Source organism: Amycolatopsis sp. CA-161197, assembly GCF_050942255.1.
GTDB lineage: Bacteria > Actinomycetota > Actinomycetes > Mycobacteriales > Pseudonocardiaceae > Amycolatopsis.
Genome location: NZ_CP192059.1, coordinates 2,649,181 through 2,666,678, shown reverse-complemented (window position 1 = coordinate 2,666,678; position 17,498 = coordinate 2,649,181). Strand labels below are relative to the sequence as shown.

Here is a 17,498-nt window from a genome sequence, read left to right as displayed (position 1 = left end):
TCTCCCGGGAGGTCAGGGCAGGGTGAGCAGCTCGGTGGCGGCGAACATCCGCTCCGGGTCGCGGCCGGCGAAGTGCGCGCCGACCGTCTCCGCCAGCTCGGCGGGGGTCCACGTGCCGTTCGCGGCGTCGAAGCGCTGCTCGACCGAAGGTGGACGGAGCAGCGCGACCATTCCGCCGTGGACCACGAAAACCTGGCCGTTGACGTGCTCGGCGGCGGGCGAAACGAGGAAGGCGACGAACGGGGCGACGTGCTCGACCGACAGCGGATCGAGGCCGATTTGGGGCGCGTCGCCGAAAACATCGGCCGTCATCGCCGTGCGGGCGCGCGGGCAGATCGTGTTGGCGCGCACGCCGTACTTCGCGAGCCCGCGCGCGGCGGACACGGTGAGCGCGGCGATGCCGGCTTTCGCCGCGGAGTAGTTGGGCTGGCCGGGTGAGCCGACGAGGAAGGCCTCGGACGCGGTGTTGACCAGCCGTCCGTAGACCGGCTTTCCGTCCACTTTGGCGCGTTCCCGCCAATGCCGTGCGGCGGCGCGGGAGAGCAGGAAGTGGCCGCGCAGGTGGACGGCGATGACCTGGTCCCATTCGGCGTCGGTCATCGAGAACAGCATGCGATCGCGCAGCACGCCGGCGTTGTTGACCACGATGTCGAGGCCACCGAAGTGGTCCACGGCGGCGGTGAGCAGCTCCTGCGCGGTCGCGGTTTCGGAAACGTCACCCGCCACCGCGAGCGCTTTGCCGCCGCGCGCCACGATTTCCTCGACGGTCGCGCGGGCTTCGGTGACGTCGTTGACCACCACCGCCGCGCCTTCCCGGGCCAGCGCGAGCGCCTCGGCCCGGCCGAGCCCGGCGGCGGACCCGGTGACGATGGCGACCTTGGCGTCGAGGCTCACGCCAGCGTCACCACCTGGCGGATCACGTCGGTGCTGCCTTCGCGCAGCAGGCCGAGGCCGTCGTTGAGATCGGCGAAGGTGAGGCGGCGCGAGATCATGCCGTCGAGGTCGAGCAGGCCCGCGCGCCAGAACCGCAGCATGGTGGCGGTGTCGCGGTGCACGTGCGAAGAACCGTAGAACGAACCGAGGATCTTCTTGTCGTGCAAGAAGAGTTCCTGCGCACTGAACGACACCATCGCGTCGCCCCGCCCGGCGCCGACGACCACCACCGCACCCCCGCGGCGGGCGGCGTCCCAGCCGGCGCGGATGGTGGCGGGCGCACCGACCACGTCGAACGCGTAGTCGAACCCCTCGCCGCCGGTCAGCTCGCCCTTCAGCTGGTCGAGGTTCTCCGGCGTCACGGCGTGGGTGGCACCGAAGCCTCGGGCGACGGAATGCTTGCCCTCCACCGGATCCACGGCGACGATCGTGGCCGCGCCGGCGATGCGCGCGCCCTGGATCACGGAGATCCCGACGCCGCCGCAGCCGAAGACGACCACTGTGGAGCCCGGCTCCACCTTCGCGGTGTTGAGCACCGAGCCCACTCCGGTGAGCACACCGCACGCGATGAGTGCGGCCGTCTCGAACGGCACGTCGGCGTCGACCTTGATCGCACCCGACGAGGGCACCACGACCTCGTCGGCGAACGTGCCGAGCCCCGCGTAGCCGAACAACGGCGTGTCGCCCAGACGGAACCGCGGCGTGGTGAACGCGGCGATCGCGTGCACGGCGCAGAGGTTCGGCTGACCGCGCAGGCAGTTGGCGCACGAACCGCACGGCGGCACGAACGACACGGTGACGTGGTCGCCCGGCTGCAGGCGCGTGACCGCGGAGCCGACTTCGAGGACTTCGCCCGAACCCTCGTGGCCGACGACGCCGGGCGCGAGCGCCGGCAGCGTGCCGTCCATCGCGGAGAGGTCGCTGTGGCAGATGCCCGACGCCCGCACCCGGATCCGGACCTCGTCCGGCCCCGGATCGACGGTGGTGACGTCGTCTCGCAGCTCCAGCTTGTCGTCGCCGATCGCGTTCAGTACGGCTGCTCTCACCGCGAGCCTCCTCGTCGAAGCCTGCCTTGGTGCCCCAGACTAGAATCTGTTCTCGTTTCAGGCAAGGCTCGCGACGCCTTCCTTCTTACTGGTCCGACTGCTACAAATAGAACAAGTTCTATACAACCGGCGGCGAGGTGAGCGGTGCGGATCGACCACACGGACGCCCAGCGCGAGCTGGCGGCCCAGCTCCGGGAGTACTTCGCCGAGCTGATGACGCCGGCCCGCCGGGAGAGCCTCGCGGCGGGTGGCGGTGAGTACGGCGATGGGTTGGCGTACAAGGAGATCGTGCGCCGGCTGGGCAAGGACGGGTGGCTCGCGCTGGGCTGGCCGCAGGAGTACGGCGGGCAGGCGCGCTCGATGCTCGACCAGCTCGTGTTCACCGACGAGGCGGCGTCCGCGGGCGTGCCCGTGCCCTTCCTGACGGTGAACACGATCGGGCCCACCATCATGCGCTACGGAACCGAGGACCAGAAGGCGTTCTACCTGCCGCGCATCGCCGCCGGCGAGCTGCACTTCTCCATCGGCTACTCCGAACCGGGCGCGGGTACGGACCTCGCGTCGCTGCGCACGCGCGCGGTGCGCGACGGCGACGAGTACGTGATCACCGGCCAGAAAATGTGGACCAGCCTCATCGAGTACGCCGACTACGTGTGGCTCGCGGTGCGCACCGACCCGGACGCGCCCAAGCACAAGGGCTTGTCGATGCTCGTCGTGCCGACGTCGGCGCCCGGGTTCTCCTGGACGAAGGTCCACACGGTCGCGGGCCCCGGCACCAGCGCCACCTACTACGACGGGGTGCGCGTGCCCGTGACCGCGCGCGTCGCCCAAGAGAACGCGGGCTGGCCGCTGATCACCAACCAGCTCAACCACGAGCGTGTCGCGCTGACCTCGGCCGCGCCGATGCGCGCCGCGCTGCACGACGTCATCGAGTGGGCGCGAACCGCCGTCACCCCCGAGGGCACGCCGCTGCTCGACGCCGAGTGGGTGCGGCTGAACCTCGCCCGCGTGCACACCCGCGCGGAGTACCTGAAGCTGCGCAACTGGCAGATCGCGTGGGCCGCGGCGCAACGCGAGCTCGGGCCGGCCGAGGCGTCGGCGACGAAGGTGTTCGGCACGGAGTCCGCGATCGAGGCCTACCGGCTGTTGATGGAGGTGCTCGGCGCGGCCGCCGTCGTCCGCGAGGGCTCGCCGGGCGCGGTGCTGGCCGGCCGCATCGAACGGCTGCACCGCTCCGCCCTCATCCTCACCTTCGGCGGCGGGACGAACGAGGTGCAGCGCGACATCGTCGCCGCGGCCGCGCTCGGCCAGCCCGTGACGCGTTAGGAGCACCGCCGTGGACTTCTCCCCCACCGAGGCGCAGCAGGACCTGGCCGCGCTGACCCGCCGCCTCCTCGCCGACCACGTGACACCGGAAACGCTGGGACCGCACGGTTCCGGGGGCTTCGACGCGCCATTGTGGACGCGGTTGGCGCAGTCGGGTGTGCTCGACGCGGCCCTGCCCGCGGCCGTCGGTGGTGGCGGGTTCGGGTTGCTGGAACAGTGCTCGGTGCTGATCGAGATCGGCCGGGCCGTGGCGCCGCTGCCGTATCTCTCCTCCGTGGTGCAGGCGGGCTCGGTGCTGGCCGAGCTGGGCCGGCCGGAGCTGGTGGAGCGCTGGCTCCTGCCGGTGGCACGCGGTTCCGCGGTGCTGGCGGTCGCGGGCGGTTTCACCGAGACCGGCGGACGGCTCAGCGGCACGCAGACCGCGGTGCCGTTCGCGGCGTTCGCCGACGCGGTGCTGGCCGAGACTCCAGGCGGGGTTTTCCTGGTGGAACGCGACGCCCCCGGCGTCTCCATCGCCGCGCAGCAGACGATCGACCACGCCGACGCGGGCCTGGTCCGGCTCGACGACGCCCCCGGCACGCCCCTGGGCGACGTCGGCCGAGCGTTGCGACAGCGCGGCGCGGTGGGGTTGTGCGCGCAGCAGCTGGGTGTCGTCGAGCGGGCCCTGGAGCTGACGGCCGCCCACACGCGTGAACGCGAGCAGTTCGGCCACGTCCTCGGCGGTTTCCAGGCCGTACGCCAGCGGCTCGCCGACGCGTACCTCGACGTCGAAGCCGTGCGGCTCACGCTGTGGCAGGCCGCGTGGCGCCTGTCCGAAGGCCTGGCCGCCGACGCCGAGATCGCCACCGCGAAGTACTGGGCCGCCGAAGCCGGCCACCGCGTCGCCCACACCGCGGTGCACCTGCACGGCGGCGTCGGCATCGACGTCTCGCACCCGCTGCACCGCTACTTCGCGGCGGCCAAACGCCTCGAGTTCACCGGCGGCGGCGCCACCGCGCAGCTGCTCACTCTGGGCGGGCTGCTGACAGCTTCGCCGGATCGGTGACCACGGTCAGCTCCGTGATCCGCCCGTCGACGACCGTGAACGCCAGCAGCGCCACCACCGTGCCGTCCTCGTCGAGGGACACGACACCGGGGCGCCCGGCCACGAGCACGTCCCGGCCCGTGGCGGCCAGGCCGCCGGACAACCGCGCGCCGCTCGCGACCTTGGTGGCGCCGAGGACCACGACCACGCCGTCCGGGGTTTCGGAGGTGAGCCGCACGTCGGGGTCGAGCACCCGCAGCAGCCCGGCGAAGTCGCCGTCGCGAGCCGCCGCCAGGAAGGCCCGGACCACCTCGCGCTGCTCTCGTCCGGCTGAGGGCCGCTCGGATTCCCGTACCTTCCGACGGGCACGGCTGGCGAGCATCTTCGCCGCGGCGGTCGACTTGCCGAGGATCTGGCCGATTTCCTCGAACGGCACCGCGAACAGGTCGTGCAGTACGAACGCCAGTCGCTCCCCCGGCCCGAGCGCGTCGAGCACCACCAGCAGCGCGAGCCCGACCGAATCGGCGAGCGCGACGTCGTCCTCGGGGCTGTCGAGCGCCACCACCCCCTCCGGCAGCCGGTCGTCACCCGGCGCCTGCGGCCGGCTCTGCCGCGCGCGCAGCACGTCGAGGCTGAGGCGGCCGACGACGGTGGTGAGCCAGCCCCCGAGGTTGTCGATGGCCGCGGCGTCCTGGCGCGACAAGCGCAGCCATGCCTCCTGCACCACGTCGTCGGCGTCGGCGTGCGAACCGAGCACGCGGTAGGCCACGGCGCGCAGCCGTTCGCGCTGGGCTTCGAACGCTTCCGCGATCGGGTCGGTCATGGTCGTTACCTTCCTCGTCACTGCTCCGTCATGCGAGATGACGGGCCCGACCGGGCCGAGGTAACCGCAGAAGGAGCACGGACATGACCACCACGACGAAATCCGCGGCAAGCACCGAGGTGATGACCGCGATCGGGCACCTGAACCGCGCGATCCACGCCGGCGGGGTCGACCCGCGGCTCCTGGGGCTGGTCCACCTGCGCGTGAGCCAGATCAACGGCTGCAGCCCCTGCGTGTACGCCGGGGTCGCGGCGGCGAAGAAGCACGGGGAGACCGACGAGCGGCTGCACAACGTCGCCGCCTGGCGCGACACGCCCTTCTTCAGCGACACGGAACGCGCGGCGCTCGCGCTGGCGGAGGCCGCGACCCGCCTGCAGGACGGCGCGGCGGGCGTCACGCCCGAGATCCGCGAAGCCGCGTCCACCCACTTCACCGCGGAGCAGCTGTCGGCGCTCACGCTGGAGATCGCGCTGACCAACTTCTTCAACCGCATCAACCGGACGAACGGGGAGCAGGCCGGCAAGACCTGGTGAGCCGTCAGTCCGACGGCGTGATGTGGCGCAACCGCCGCGGCCCGGTGTCCGGCCGGGTCGGCGGCGGGCCCAGCACCATGCGCGCGTTGGCCACGAAGGCGCCGTCGGGCGAGGCGAGGATCGGGTCGAGCGCCAGGGACCGGACCTCCGGGTTGTCCTCGGCCAGCGCGGCCACGCGCAGCACCATGTCCTGCAACGCCGCGAGGTCGGCGGGCTCGTCGCCGCGGTAGCCGGTGAGCAGGGGCGACGTGCGGGGCTCGCGGATGAGCGTGGCGGCGTCGACGTCGGTGACCGGCACCGCGCGGTAGGCGCGGTCGCCGAGCAGCGTGCTGACCAGACCCGAAAGGCCGAACGACACGAGCGTGCCGAACGACGGGTCGTCCTGCAGGCCGATCACGCACGAGATTCCCTTGGCGGCCATGCGTTGCACGTAGAGCTCGTTGTCGCCGGAGACCTCGCACAGGTCGCGGTAGGCCACGCGCACGGAGTCCTCCGAGGTGAGGTCCAGCCGCACGCCCGCCAGGTCGGGCCGGCCGCGCAGCCGCTCGTCCACGGCCTTGAGCGTGACGGGATAACCCAGCTCCGCGGCGGCCGCGACCGCACCGTCCACATCGGACACCACGCGGAACGGCACCACGTCGACGCCGTAGCAGCCGAGCAGCCGCACCACGTCGTCGTCGGACAGCATCGTGGAGTGGCCGTCGGCTTCGGCGAGCAGCTCGCGCACGATCGACTGCGCCTGCTCGACGTGCAGCCCGCCCGGGCGCACCAGTGTCCCCTGTGGACGCTGCCGCCACGCCGAATACCGCACCACGCGGGACAACGCGGTCACCGCGCGTTCCGGGCTCGGGTACGACGGGATCGAACCCCGGGTGGGCACACCGTCTTCACTGAGCACGGCCAGCTCGTCGGGCACGCCCTCGGCCGCGAGGAACGTGGACACCACAGGTTTCGTGCGCTCGTGCTCCAGCACGGCTTCCTTCAGCGCCCGCGCATACGCGGTGCCGGGAATGGCGACGGGCGGGGCGAACACGGCGATGAGCGCGTCAGTCTCCGGCGAATCAAGGGCTTCGCGCACGGCCGCGGCGAACGCGTCGGGCCCGGCCTGCGGGCCGATGTCCACCGGGTCGGCCGCGAGGTGCAGCCCCTGGGCCCGCGCGGTGTCGGCGGCGAGCAGCCCGATCGCGCTCGAGTTGCCGACGATCGCGATCCGCGGCCCGGCCGGCAGCGGCTGGTGCGCGAACACGAGCGCGGTGTCGAAGAGCTGCGCGAGCGACTCCACCCGCACCACGCCGGCCTGTTCGAACAGCGCCTGCACGCTCGCCTCGTCGACCTCCGCCGACGTCGCGGCCAGCTGCGGGCGCACGGCGTGGCGGCCCGACTTCACCGCGACGATCGGCTTGTTCCGCGCGAGCCGCCGCGCCAGCCGCGCGAACTTGCGCGGGTTGCCGAAGGACTCGAGGTAGAGCAGCACGAGGTCGGTCTCGGGGTCGGTTTCCCAGTACTGCAACAGATCGTTGCCCGAGACGTCGGCGCGGTTGCCGGCGGAGACGAAGGTGGACAGACCGAGGCCGCGCGAACCGGCGTCGGCCAGGATCGCCGTGCCGAGCGCGCCGGACTGGCAGAAGAACCCGGTGCGCCCACGGCGCGGCAGCTGCGGGGCGAGGGTGGCGTTGAGCCGTACGCCGGGCGCGGTGTTGAGCACGCCGAGCGCGTTCGGCCCCACCACGCGCATGCCGTGGGCGCGGGCCTCGCCGACGAGCCGCAGCTCGGCGTGCAGGCCGAGCGGGCCGGACTCGGCGAAGCCGCCGGAAACGATCACCAGCGTCTTCACGCCCTTGACGAGGCAGGCGTCGAGCACGGACTCGACGAGCTCGGCCGGAACCGCGACCAGCGCGAGGTCGACCGGGTCCGGAATGTCGAGCACCGACGCGTACGCGCGCACGCCGCGCACCGAGCGGTGCTCGGGGTTGACCGGGAAGACGGTGCCGGTGAAGTCGGCGGCGAGCAGGTTGCGGAAGGCGACGTGGCCGACCTTCGTGTGGTCGGCCGACGCGCCGATCACCGCGACCGACCGCGGGTGCAGCAGGTTGTGCACGCTGCGCGCCTCGGCCGCCTGCTCGCGCGAGCGCGCGACGGCCAGCGACTCCTCCGTCGGGTCGATGCTGAACTCCAGGTGCAGCACGCCTTCCTCGATGGCGCGGCTGACCTGGTAGCCGGCGTCGCGGAACACCCGCACCATCGGCGCGTTCTCGGCGAGGACCTCGGCGACGAACCGGCGCAGCCCGCACTCCGACGCGGCAGCGGCGAGGTGCTCCAGCAGGATCGAGCCGAGCCCGCGGCCCTGGTGCTTGTCGTCGACGACGAACGCGACCTCGGCCGAGGGGCCGCCGTCGAGCCGTTCGTAGCGCCCGACGGCCACGATGTCGTCGCCGAGCAGCGCGACGAACGCGACCCGGTCGTGGTGGTCCACAGTGGAGAACCGCTGCAGGTCGCGCGGCGGGATCCGCGGGTAGGCGCCGAAGTACCGCAGGTAGCGCGTGCGCTCGGAAAGCCTGCTGTGGAAGGCGACGAGACCGTCGGCGTCCGTGGGCACCACGGGCCGCAGGTGCACGGTGCCGCCGTCGGACAGGACGACGTCGGCCTCCCAGTCGCGGGGGTAGTCGTACGGGTCGCGCAGGCCGTTTCCGAGCGCCGGGTCTTCGGACATGGTCAGTCCCTGGGATCGTCCGGGTCGAGGCCGTGCAGCGGGAACACCGCGCGGCGGGTGTCGCGGATCGCGATGTCGACCGGGTCGTCGGCGGCGTCGCCCCACGGCTTGAACGCGGTGTCCTCGTCGTCGGTCATCGCGGGCGGGATCTCGGCGGTGGGCGCGGCCTTCGTGATCGCGGAGACCCAGCCGGGCGGCAGGGCCGTGTCCGGTGCGACGTCGCGGTCGAGCACCGTGGCGATCAGGTGCGTCCACGAGCGCGGGACCACGCGGATCAGCTGGTACCCGCCGCCGCCGACGGCGAGCCAGCGCCCGCCGCTGTAGGTCTCGGCGAGGTCGCGCATCGTCGAGTAGATCGTGCGGTGGCCGTCGACCGAGAGCGACAGGTCGGCCAGCGGGTCTTCCTCGTGCGAGTCGACGCCGCACTGCGTCACGAGGATCTGCGGCTCGAACTCGGCCAGCAGCGAGGGGACGACCGCGTTGAACGCCCGCAGCCAGCCGGGGTCCTTCGTCTGCGGCGGCAGCGGGATGTTGACCGACGTGCCGGCGGCCTTGCCGTTGCCGATCTCGGCGGCGTAGCCGGTGCCGGGCCAGAGCGTGAACGGGTGCTGGTGCACGGAAACGGTGAGCACGCGCGGGTCGTCGTAGAAGGCGGTCTGGACGCCGTCGCCGTGGTGCACGTCGGTGTCGAGGTAGGCGATGCGGTCGAAACCGTGGTCGAGCAGCCAGGAGATGGCGATGGCGCAGTCGTTGTACACGCAGAAGCCGGACGCGTAGTCGCGCATCGCGTGGTGCAGCCCGCCCGCGATGTTGACCGCGCGCTTCACCTCACCGTCGGCGATCTTGCGCGCCGCGAGCAGCGTCGAGCCGACCACCAGCGCCGACGCGTCGTGCATCCCGCTGAACACCGGGTTGTCCGACGTGCCCAGCCCGTGGCCGACGTCCCAGCCGACGAGCGGCGCCTCCCGCACGGCCGCCAGGTACTCGGGCGCGTGGATGCGCAGCAGCTCCTCGTCGCCGGCCGCGGTGGGCACGAGCAGCTCGACGTCGTTCAGGACGCCGAGCTCCGTGGCCAGCCGGATCGTGAGCTCCAGGCGGACGGGGTTGAACGGATGCTCCCCGCCCAGGTCGTATCCCAGCAGCGCGGCATCCCAGACGACAGCAGGCGAGGACATGTACCGCACTGTACTGGGCTCGGCGCGCCCGAGCCGGGTTCGGCTGCGGCGCCTTGTTGTTCGGTCGCGCGGTGGTTGGGGCGCGCGGTGGTTCGGGGCTCGCGGTGGTTCAGCCGCGTTCGGGGCCGGTGGCGGCGGGGCGTTCGGGGTCGCGTGACCAGTGCGACCAGGAACCGGTGTACAGCGCCGCCGGCTCGGGGTGTCCCGCGACCTCCAGCGCGAGCACGACCGACGACGCCGTGACGCCGGAGCCGCAGTAGGCGCCGACGGGGGTGCCTTCGGTCAGGCCCAGGCCGGCGAAGCGCGCGGCCAGGTCGGCGGGCGAGCGCCAGCGGCCGTCTTCGCCCACGTGCTCGCCCGACGGCGCGCTGATCGCCCCGGGGATGTGGCCGGCGCGCGGGTCGACCGGCTCGGTCTCGCCGGTGTAGCGCGCGTGGGCGCGGGCGTCGAACAGCACGCCTTCACGGGCGCGGGCGGCGGCTTCGTCGGCCGTGAGCACCGGCATACCGCCTGGGCGCACCTCGAAGTCGCCGGGTTCGGGGGCGGGCGCGTCGGTGGTCGTCTCGCGGCCTTCCGCGAGCCACGCTGCGTAACCGCCGTCGAGCACCGCCACGTCGGTGTGCCCGGCCCAGCGCAGCAGCCACCAGGCCCGCGCGGCGACGGAGCCGTCGGCGTCGTCGTACACGATCACCGGGCGCCCGGCGCTCACGCCGGCTTCGCGCAGGTCACGCTGCAGATCGGCGGGGTCGGGCAGGGGGTGGCGGCCGCCTTCGCCGGGCGGCGCGGCGAGCGCGGTGTCGAGGTCGACGAACACCGCCCCGGGCACGTGGCCCTCGCGATAGGACTCGGCGGCGGGCGGCCCGGCCAGGCGCCAGCGGACGTCCAGCACCACGGGGCGCCGCGCCTCGGACTGGGCGGCGAGCTCGGCGGGGGTGATCAACGGTCCCATGCGTCCCATCCTGCAGGTCCGGGCGCCTCGCGCGCACCCGGGCCGGACTTTTCAGCTTGCCTGGCTTGTTATGTCGGCGCGTGCCGTCGCTGTCGGGGCCAACGACTACGATGAGCTACGCGGACGAAGGGGACAGCGTGAACGATCTCATCGACACCACCGAGATGTACTTGCGTACCATCTACGAGCTCGAAGAAGAGGGTGTCGTCCCGCTGCGGGCACGGATCGCGGAACGCCTGCAGCAGAGCGGGCCGACCGTGAGCCAGACCGTGGCCAGGATGGAACGCGACGGGCTGGTGGTCGTGGCCGACGACCGGCACCTGCAGCTGACCGACCACGGTCGTGAGCTGGCCATCGCCGTCATGCGCAAGCACCGTCTCGCCGAGCGCCTCCTCGTCGACGTCATCGGGCTCGAGTGGGAGCACGTGCACACCGAGGCGTGCCGCTGGGAACACGTGATGAGCGAGGCCGTCGAGCGCAAGCTGGTCAAGCTGCTCGACCACCCGACCACCTCGCCCTACGGCAACCCGATCCCGGGCCTCGACAAGCTGGGCGATGGCGACCCCGCCCCGCCCGCCGAATCCGACCTCGTGCGCCTCGACGAGTTCGCCCGCACCGGCGGCGGCGACGTCGTGGTGCGGCGCATCGCCGAGCACGTGCAGCTCGACGAGTCGCTGCTCACCGAGCTCAAGTCCGTCGGCATCGTTCCCGGCGGCCGCGTCACGGTCGGCAAGGCCAACGGCGGCACCGTGACCATCGAGGTCACCGGCAGCGACTCCTCGGCCCAGGTCTCCACCTCGGCGCTGCACGCCGTGCTGGCGCAGGCCAGGTGAGCCCCGCCGAAGACGCCGCCGCCGCGTTCCACCGGATCCACGGCCGCGCCCCGGCCGGGGTCTGGTCCGCTCCCGGCCGGGTGAACCTGATCGGTGAGCACACCGACTACAACGACGGCTTCGTGCTGCCCTTCGCCCTCCCCCACCGTCTCGCCGTGGCGGCCACGCCGCGTGACGACGGCAAGCTCAACGTCGCCACCCTCGGCGACGACGGCCAGCTCCAGTACTCCGACCTCCTCGACATCGCTTCCCTCGAACCGGGTTCGGTCGAGGGCTGGGCCGCCTACCCCGCGGGCGTCGCCTGGGTGCTGCGCGACCACGGCCACGCCGCGGGCGCCGACCTGGTCATCGCCGGCGACGTCCCCTCCGGCGCCGGCCTGTCCTCGTCCCACGCCCTCGAGTGCGCCGTCACGCTCGCGCTGCTCGGCCTCGCCGGCGTCGAGCTCGACGCCGAGCTGCCCGGCACCCCGACCCGCCCCGAGATCGCCCGCTGGGTGCAGCGCTCCGAGAACGACTTCGTCGGCGCCCCCACCGGCCTGCTCGACCAGACGGCGTCCTTGTGCTGCCAGGACTCCTGCGTGCTGTTCCTCGACGTCCGCTCCGGCGAGATGGAGCAGGTGCCGTTTCCGCTCGCCGAGGCCGGCGTCCGCGTGCTGATCATCGACACGCGCACCAAGCACTCCCACGCCGAAGGCGGCTACGGCGAACGCCGCCGCGGCACCGAGCGCGCCGCCGAGCTGCTGGGCGTCAAGGCCCTGCGCGACGTCACCCTGTCCGGGCTCGACGCCGCCCTGGCCCAGCTGCCCGCCGACCTCGCGCCGCTCGTGCGCCACGTGGTCACCGAGAACCAGCGCGTGCTCGACGTCGTGGCCCTGCTCCACCAGGGCCGCCTCGCCGACATCGGCCCGCACCTGGACGCCTCCCACGCCAGCATGCGCGACGACTACCGCATCTCCACCTCCGAACTCGACCTCGCCGTGGACTCCGCCCGCTCCGCCGGCGCCCTCGGCGCCCGCATGACCGGCGGCGGCTTCGGCGGCTCCGCCATCGCCCTGGTCCGCGACGCCGACCTGGAACACGTCCGCGCGGCCGTCGAGCGGGCCTTCGAAGCCGCCGGCCTTCGCCGCCCGCGCACCTTCACCGCGGTCCCTTCCCGCGGCGCTGGCCGCGACACCGCCTGACGCGGTCTCGGGTTCGGGGGCTTTCGGATTCGGGCGCCGTCGGCTTCGGGCGCCGTCGGCTTCGGGCGCCGTCGGCTTCGGGCGCTGTCGGCTGCCGTGCTGTCGGCTGCCGTGCTGTCGGCTGCCGTGCGATTGGCTGCGGTGCTCTTTGACTGCGGCGCGATTGGCTGCGGCATTTTGGCTGTGGCACTGCCCTCGGGACTCCGGTCGCGGGGGCAGCGTCGTGTCCGGGGCCCGCGCGTTCGCCATCCGGCCGGACCGGCCGCGGCAACCCCCGGGCGGCCGGGCGCGGCGCGGTGAGGGGAGACTGTGGCGCACAGTCACCGCCCACACCAGAAAGGCCACACCGTGACGGACCCGCAGAGCCCCCTGAAACTGATCGTCACGGGTGGCGCCGGTTATGTGGGCAGCGTGTGCGCCGCGCGGCTCATCGAGGCCGGTCACCAGGTCACGGTCGTGGACGACCTGTCCACCGGGCACGCTGACGCCGTGCACCCCGACGCGCGCTTCATCGAGGGCGACGCCGCCGCCGTGGCCGCCGACGTCCTCGGCGAGGGCTTCGACGGCGTGCTGCACTTCGCCGCGAAGTCGCTCGTCGGCGAGTCGATGACGGACCCGGCGAAGTACTGGGAAGGCAACGTCGTCACCTCCCTGCGCCTGCTGGAGGCCATGAAGGCCCACGGCACGCCGCGCCTGGTGTTCTCCTCCACCGCGGCCACCTACGGCGAGCCCGAGTCGTCGCCGATCCCGGAGACCGCGCCGACGCAGCCGACCAATACCTACGGCGCGTCCAAGCTCGCGATCGACCACGCCATCACGAGTTTCGCCCGCGCCCACGGCATCGCCGCGGTGAGCCTGCGCTACTTCAACGTCGCCGGCGCCTACCACGCCTTCGGCGAGCGCCACACCACCGAAACCCACCTCATCCCCCTCGTGCTCCAGGTCGCCACCGGCGACCGCGCCCACATCTCCATCTACGGCGACGACTACCCGACGCCCGACCACACGGCTGTCCGCGACTACATCCACGTCGTCGACCTCGCCGACGCCCACCAGCTCGCACTGCGCCACGCGACGCCCGGCGAGCACCGCATCTACAACCTCGGCAGCGGCACCGGGTTCTCCGTGCTGGAGGTCGTCGAGTCCTGCCGCCGCGTGACCGGCCACCCGATCCCGGCGGAGGTCGCCCCCCGCCGCGCCGGCGACCCGTCGGTCCTCGTGGCCTCCAGCGAAAAGGCCGGCCGCGAACTCGGCTGGAAACCCGAACGCACCGACCTCGACGGCATCGTCTCCGACGCCTGGGCGTTCACGCAGTCGCGCCGCTCCTGACCGATCTCCCTTCCGGCGGGTCCGGGCTCCTGGCGAGACTGGGCCCGCCGGACGCGTTTTCCCTGCCGGGTCACCACGTTCGCGAGTCCATACCGAGCTCCGGCACGAACATGCCCGGCGAGCTTCCGCTCCTGGGCGCCGCGACCGCCGCTCGCGGCTCCACCTGCCGCAAGCGACGCCCACCAACCCGCCGGCTGCCCTGGTCACGGCCGACCGGGCCGCGGCAGCGGGCTGCGGCACCGGGCTGCGGCAGCAGGCCGCCGGATGCGGCCCGCCAAGCTTCGGCCCTGGTCGCAACGACCGCCGCCCGCGACTCCCCCGCCCGCGAGCAACGCCCGTCGAACCACCCGCCGCCCGAGCCACCGCTGACCGACCCGCGAGAGCGAGCCGCAGGCCGCGGGCCGCGGCCCGCCAAGCATCGGCCCTGGTCGCAACGACCGCCGCCCGCGACTCCCCCGCCCGCGAGCAACGCCCGTCGAACCACCCGCCGCCCGAGCCACCGCTGACCGACCCGCGAGAGCGAGCCGCAGGCCGCGGGCCGCGGCCCGCCAAGCATCGGCCCTGGTCGCAACGACCGCCGCCCGCGACTCCCCCGCCCGCGAGCAACGCCCGTCGAACCACCCGCCGCCCGAGCCACCGCTGACCGACCCGCGAGAGCGAGCCGCAGGCCGCGGGCCGCGGCCCGCCAAGCATCGGCCCTGGTCGCAACGACCACCGCCCACGGCTCCACCGCCCGCGAGCAACGCCTCGACCCACCAGTCGCCCAGGCCGCCGCTGACCGAGCCGCGAGAGCGGGCTGCGGGCCGACAGCATCTGAGCCGCCGTGCGAGGGCGGATCCGTGGGAGCCGAGGCGGGTCCACCGTCAAGGCCCGAGGTCGGGCGGCGGATCGTCCACACTCAGCTCCGGCAACGACAGCCCCAGGTCCACGGCGTTCGGCAGCGAAGCCAGCCCGGCGAGCCTCGCCGGGTCCGTACCGATGTTCCAGGCCGCGTGCAGGAGCTGCGCCAGGACGTGGTCGGGGCAGGCGTCCAGGGCGTTGGCCAGGGCCATGCCCGCGAGAGCGCCCTCGCTTCGCATGAGGGCGGCGTAGGCGACGAGGGAGGCGGCGTCCGCGCGGTGGGGCGCGGGCAGTTCGCGTACGAGTTCCAGCCACAGGCTCATCGCGGACACGGCGACGGGCGACTCCGGCGGGACCGCCGTGGCCAGGCAGGCGTCGCGGACCTTCGGGACGCGCAGGGCGTGGGCGAGGCGCACCGCCTGGTCGTCCGACGGCGGGCCTTCCGCCCGGCGGTGGCGGAAGAACGCCGCGCGCACCTCGGCGGCCGCCGCGAGCACGTCGTCGGGATCCCCCGGTGGGGCGGCACGGGAGAGCAGGGCACGCCGCCGCACCAAAGCCGTGGGAGACCGGGGCTCCATCAGCGCCAAGACGTCGTCGCGGCTGGGGAAGGAGACGAAGCCGGCGTTGGTGAGCGTGGCGGCCACCACCGTGTCGCGAGGATCCGGCAAGAGGCCGCCACAGGTGGGTTCGCGGTAGCACGCCCACGGTGCCCCGGCGGCGATCTCCGGTGTCCACAGTGGATGCATCACGGGCAGCTCGTACTCCTTGAGCGCGCGCACGAGTTCCCCGGCGAACTCGGCGTGGGGCGGCTCGCCGTCGGGACCGGCCCGGCCGCCGACGATCACCACGGTGACGCCCGTGTGATCGTCCACGCGGAACCGCGGAGCAAGCGCATCCGCTTGCTCCGCAATGAGATCACGCGGCGGCAGGTCCGCGCGCAGGATCAGGCCGATCCGCGTGCCGGGCGGGCGGTGCCCAAGCAGGACGACGGATTCGGCCGGTTTGAAGCCGAGCAGGTACGGGAGCGCCGCGATGAGCTGCGCCGGGTCGGTGAGCAGGACCCGGGCCGTGCCGGGTGGGGTCGAGGTGGTCACGCACTCCACTGTGCGGCGGAAAACGGGCTGCGGAAGGTCGTCACCGAAATCTGTGGACAGCTGCAGGCGGTTGTGGAAAACCCGGCCCAGCCGCGCGGGCCGGACCGGGTTCGTGTCGGTGCCGTGTGCTAGGCGCTCAGCCGCAGTGCTCGAACGCGCTCGTGTAGGTGTCCGAACCCACCGAACCACCCCACTTCACGCAGGTGGCGCCCGCGGTCTTCTTCACCGGCCCCGCGTAGTAGGTGAAGTTGCCGGAGTCGGTCGTGCGCGCCTGGCCCTGCACTTCGAGGAACGCCGACGTCGGGCTCGCGGTCCCCAGCGAAACCGCCTTGAGCGTCGTCACGCAGTTGGCCTTCGTCGACGCGTTGTACAGCAGGTACGCGGTGCCGGACGAGCCCAGCCCCTGCTGGTCGATCACCGAGAACCCGGACCCGCACACCTCCGTGGCGGAGTAGGGGTTGCCGCCGCAGTTGTTCTTGCTCGTGAAGTCCTTCTTGCCGTAGTAGACGGCCGCGACACCGTTGAGCACGGCCTTTTGCGTCACGCCGTTGAGGTTCTCCTCGAAGTGCAGGTGCGGTCCCGTCACGCCGCCGGTCGCGCCCGCCTTGCCGATTTCGGCGCCCCCGCTCACCTTCTGGCCCACGGACACCTCTTGCGCGGACAGGTGTGCGTAGCGGGTCCGCCAGCCGCCGCCGTGGTCGAGCTCGATCCAGCGGCCGTAGCTGGTGCTGCCCTCGTTCTCGACGCGCGTGACCGTGCCGGCCACCGACGCGACCACGGGCATCCCGGTGATGCCCGACTTCTGGAAGTCGACTGAGTTGGCGGGGTTGTGCCCGCTGAACGTCGCGGCCGTCACGGTGACCCCGCACTTGAACGGCACCTGGAAGTTCGGCGCGGCGGACGCGGGCGCCTGGGCGGCGAACGTGAGACCGAGCGCGGGCAACACCGCGGCAGCGGCGAACACGGCGAGCCGTCGCAACCTGGACATGGTGCGTACCTCCTGTTTCGCGTGGATGACGGCAACCAGGAAAGCGGCGCGAAGTACATTTTGCGTACATGCCGGGCAAACCACCTGGTAGCACCTGGTGTCCCGACGGCGAACAGCGCCACGGCAGCGGCATTGTCACGATCAGACAATGCGGTCATCGGCGCCGTAACGGAACATCCGCGCCCGCAGACTTCCGTCGATGAATGAACCACCATTCCCGAGCCGGAAAAGAGCGAGCTCACGAAGGCAGCGACGAGAATCGCCGTCGCTTCCCTCTTCGTCGCCCTGGCGACGGCAGGCTGCGGCGCCGGCCCGGCCGGGGCCTGGTGGAGCCCGGCGCTCGGCGGCACCGTGAGCGCCGACTCCGACCACGTCACGATCTCCGGCACCATGGACGTGACCTGCACCAGCGGGTACGGCTGCGGTGGCTACTCCGACGTCTCGGACGGAACCCAGGCCACTCTCGTCGACGAGTCCGGCAAGACCGTCGCCGTCACGAACCTCCACCAGGCGAGCCCGGGCTCGACGACGTCCACGCGGTCCTACGTGTTCACCTTCGTCGACGTGCCGAAAGCCCAGCGCTACGGCTTCCACGCCGGAAATCTCAACCGAGGCGTCATCTGGGCCTCGCTGAACGACGCACGGAACAACGGTTTCCACCTCAGCCTCGGCAGCTGAAGGCCTTCGCGTCCGCCCGCCGGAGCCGGTGGTCCT

15 protein-coding genes are annotated in these 17,498 nt (G+C 72.7%); 7 read left to right on the top strand and 8 right to left on the bottom strand.

Annotated features, from left to right (window positions below; all coding sequences use genetic code 11):
* Positions 1–12 precede the first annotated feature (12 nt).
* The gene (locus ACQPXB_RS12780) at positions 13–894 is read right to left on the bottom strand and encodes a 3-oxoacyl-ACP reductase (protein ID WP_432851694.1); all 882 of its coding nucleotides are present in this window, start codon (positions 892–894) and stop codon (positions 13–15) included.
* Positions 891–1,979 (bottom strand): zinc-binding dehydrogenase, encoded by a 1,089-nt coding sequence (locus tag ACQPXB_RS12775; RefSeq protein WP_432851692.1) that lies wholly within the window; start codon positions 1,977–1,979, stop codon positions 891–893. The genes ACQPXB_RS12780 and ACQPXB_RS12775 overlap by 4 nt, the downstream gene beginning before the upstream one ends.
* Positions 1,980–2,123: 144 nt before the next feature.
* Between ACQPXB_RS12775 and ACQPXB_RS12770 the strand changes: the two genes are divergently transcribed.
* Together ACQPXB_RS12770 and ACQPXB_RS12765 are read left to right on the top strand one after the other, a co-directional pair.
* Positions 2,124–3,305 carry an acyl-CoA dehydrogenase family protein gene (locus tag ACQPXB_RS12770; RefSeq protein WP_432851690.1) on the top strand — a complete coding sequence of 394 codons (1,182 nt, stop codon included), beginning with the start codon at positions 2,124–2,126 and terminating at the stop codon, positions 3,303–3,305.
* A gap of 10 nt (positions 3,306–3,315) precedes the next feature.
* Positions 3,316–4,350 carry an acyl-CoA dehydrogenase family protein gene (locus ACQPXB_RS12765; protein ID WP_432851688.1) on the top strand — a complete coding sequence of 345 codons (1,035 nt, stop codon included), beginning with the start codon at positions 3,316–3,318 and terminating at the stop codon, positions 4,348–4,350.
* On the opposite strand, the gene ACQPXB_RS12760 is transcribed toward ACQPXB_RS12765, so the two are convergent.
* Positions 4,310–5,152 carry a sigma-70 family RNA polymerase sigma factor gene (locus tag ACQPXB_RS12760; RefSeq protein WP_432851686.1) on the bottom strand — a complete coding sequence of 281 codons (843 nt, stop codon included), beginning with the start codon at positions 5,150–5,152 and terminating at the stop codon, positions 4,310–4,312. The genes ACQPXB_RS12765 and ACQPXB_RS12760 overlap by 41 nt on opposite strands.
* An 83-nt stretch (positions 5,153–5,235) precedes the next feature.
* Here ACQPXB_RS12760 and ACQPXB_RS12755 point away from each other — a divergent pair, with 83 nt between their 5' ends.
* The gene (locus tag ACQPXB_RS12755; protein WP_432851684.1) at positions 5,236–5,685 is read left to right on the top strand and encodes a carboxymuconolactone decarboxylase family protein; all 450 of its coding nucleotides are present in this window, start codon (positions 5,236–5,238) and stop codon (positions 5,683–5,685) included.
* A gap of 4 nt (positions 5,686–5,689) precedes the next feature.
* On the opposite strand, the gene ACQPXB_RS12750 is transcribed toward ACQPXB_RS12755, so the two are convergent.
* From ACQPXB_RS12750 to ACQPXB_RS12740, 3 genes are all read right to left on the bottom strand, one after another.
* Positions 5,690–8,395, bottom strand: a complete 2,706-nt coding sequence (locus ACQPXB_RS12750; RefSeq protein WP_366583802.1) for a GNAT family N-acetyltransferase — start codon at positions 8,393–8,395, stop codon at positions 5,690–5,692.
* 2 nt (positions 8,396–8,397) lie between these two features.
* Complete coding sequence (locus ACQPXB_RS12745) at positions 8,398–9,570, bottom strand: acetoin utilization protein AcuC (protein WP_366583801.1); 1,173 nt, start codon at positions 9,568–9,570, stop codon at positions 8,398–8,400.
* Positions 9,571–9,679: 109 nt separating this feature from the next.
* Positions 9,680–10,519: a sulfurtransferase gene (locus ACQPXB_RS12740; protein WP_366583800.1), complete on the bottom strand. Its 840-nt coding sequence runs from the start codon at positions 10,517–10,519 to the stop codon at positions 9,680–9,682.
* A 110-nt stretch (positions 10,520–10,629) separates the two neighbouring features.
* Between ACQPXB_RS12740 and ACQPXB_RS12735 the strand changes: the two genes are divergently transcribed.
* The 3 genes from ACQPXB_RS12735 (at position 10,630) to galE (ending at position 13,862) form a co-directional block, all read left to right on the top strand.
* Positions 10,630–11,352: a metal-dependent transcriptional regulator gene (locus tag ACQPXB_RS12735; RefSeq protein ID WP_304504291.1), complete on the top strand. Its 723-nt coding sequence runs from the start codon at positions 10,630–10,632 to the stop codon at positions 11,350–11,352.
* A complete protein-coding gene (gene galK / locus ACQPXB_RS12730) occupies positions 11,349–12,533 on the top strand; it encodes a galactokinase (protein ID WP_432851680.1) in 1,185 nt (394 codons plus the stop codon). The genes ACQPXB_RS12735 and galK overlap by 4 nt, the downstream gene beginning before the upstream one ends.
* Before the next feature lie 348 nt (positions 12,534–12,881).
* Entirely contained in the window at positions 12,882–13,862 is a 981-nt protein-coding gene (gene galE, locus ACQPXB_RS12725) for a UDP-glucose 4-epimerase GalE (protein WP_366583798.1), read from the top strand.
* Positions 13,863–14,725: 863 nt separating this feature from the next.
* Here galE and ACQPXB_RS12720 read toward each other — a convergent pair.
* Both ACQPXB_RS12720 and ACQPXB_RS12715 read right to left on the bottom strand, forming a co-directional pair.
* A complete protein-coding gene (locus tag ACQPXB_RS12720; protein ID WP_432851678.1) occupies positions 14,726–15,796 on the bottom strand; it encodes a DUF4192 domain-containing protein in 1,071 nt (356 codons plus the stop codon).
* 136 nt (positions 15,797–15,932) lie between these two features.
* Entirely contained in the window at positions 15,933–16,784 is an 852-nt protein-coding gene (locus ACQPXB_RS12715) for a M23 family metallopeptidase (RefSeq protein WP_366583796.1), read from the bottom strand.
* A 351-nt stretch (positions 16,785–17,135) separates the two neighbouring features.
* On the opposite strand from ACQPXB_RS12715, the gene ACQPXB_RS12710 reads away from it, so the two are divergent.
* Positions 17,136–17,462: a hypothetical protein gene (locus ACQPXB_RS12710; RefSeq protein ID WP_432851676.1), complete on the top strand. Its 327-nt coding sequence runs from the start codon at positions 17,136–17,138 to the stop codon at positions 17,460–17,462.
* Positions 17,463–17,498 lie beyond the last annotated feature (36 nt).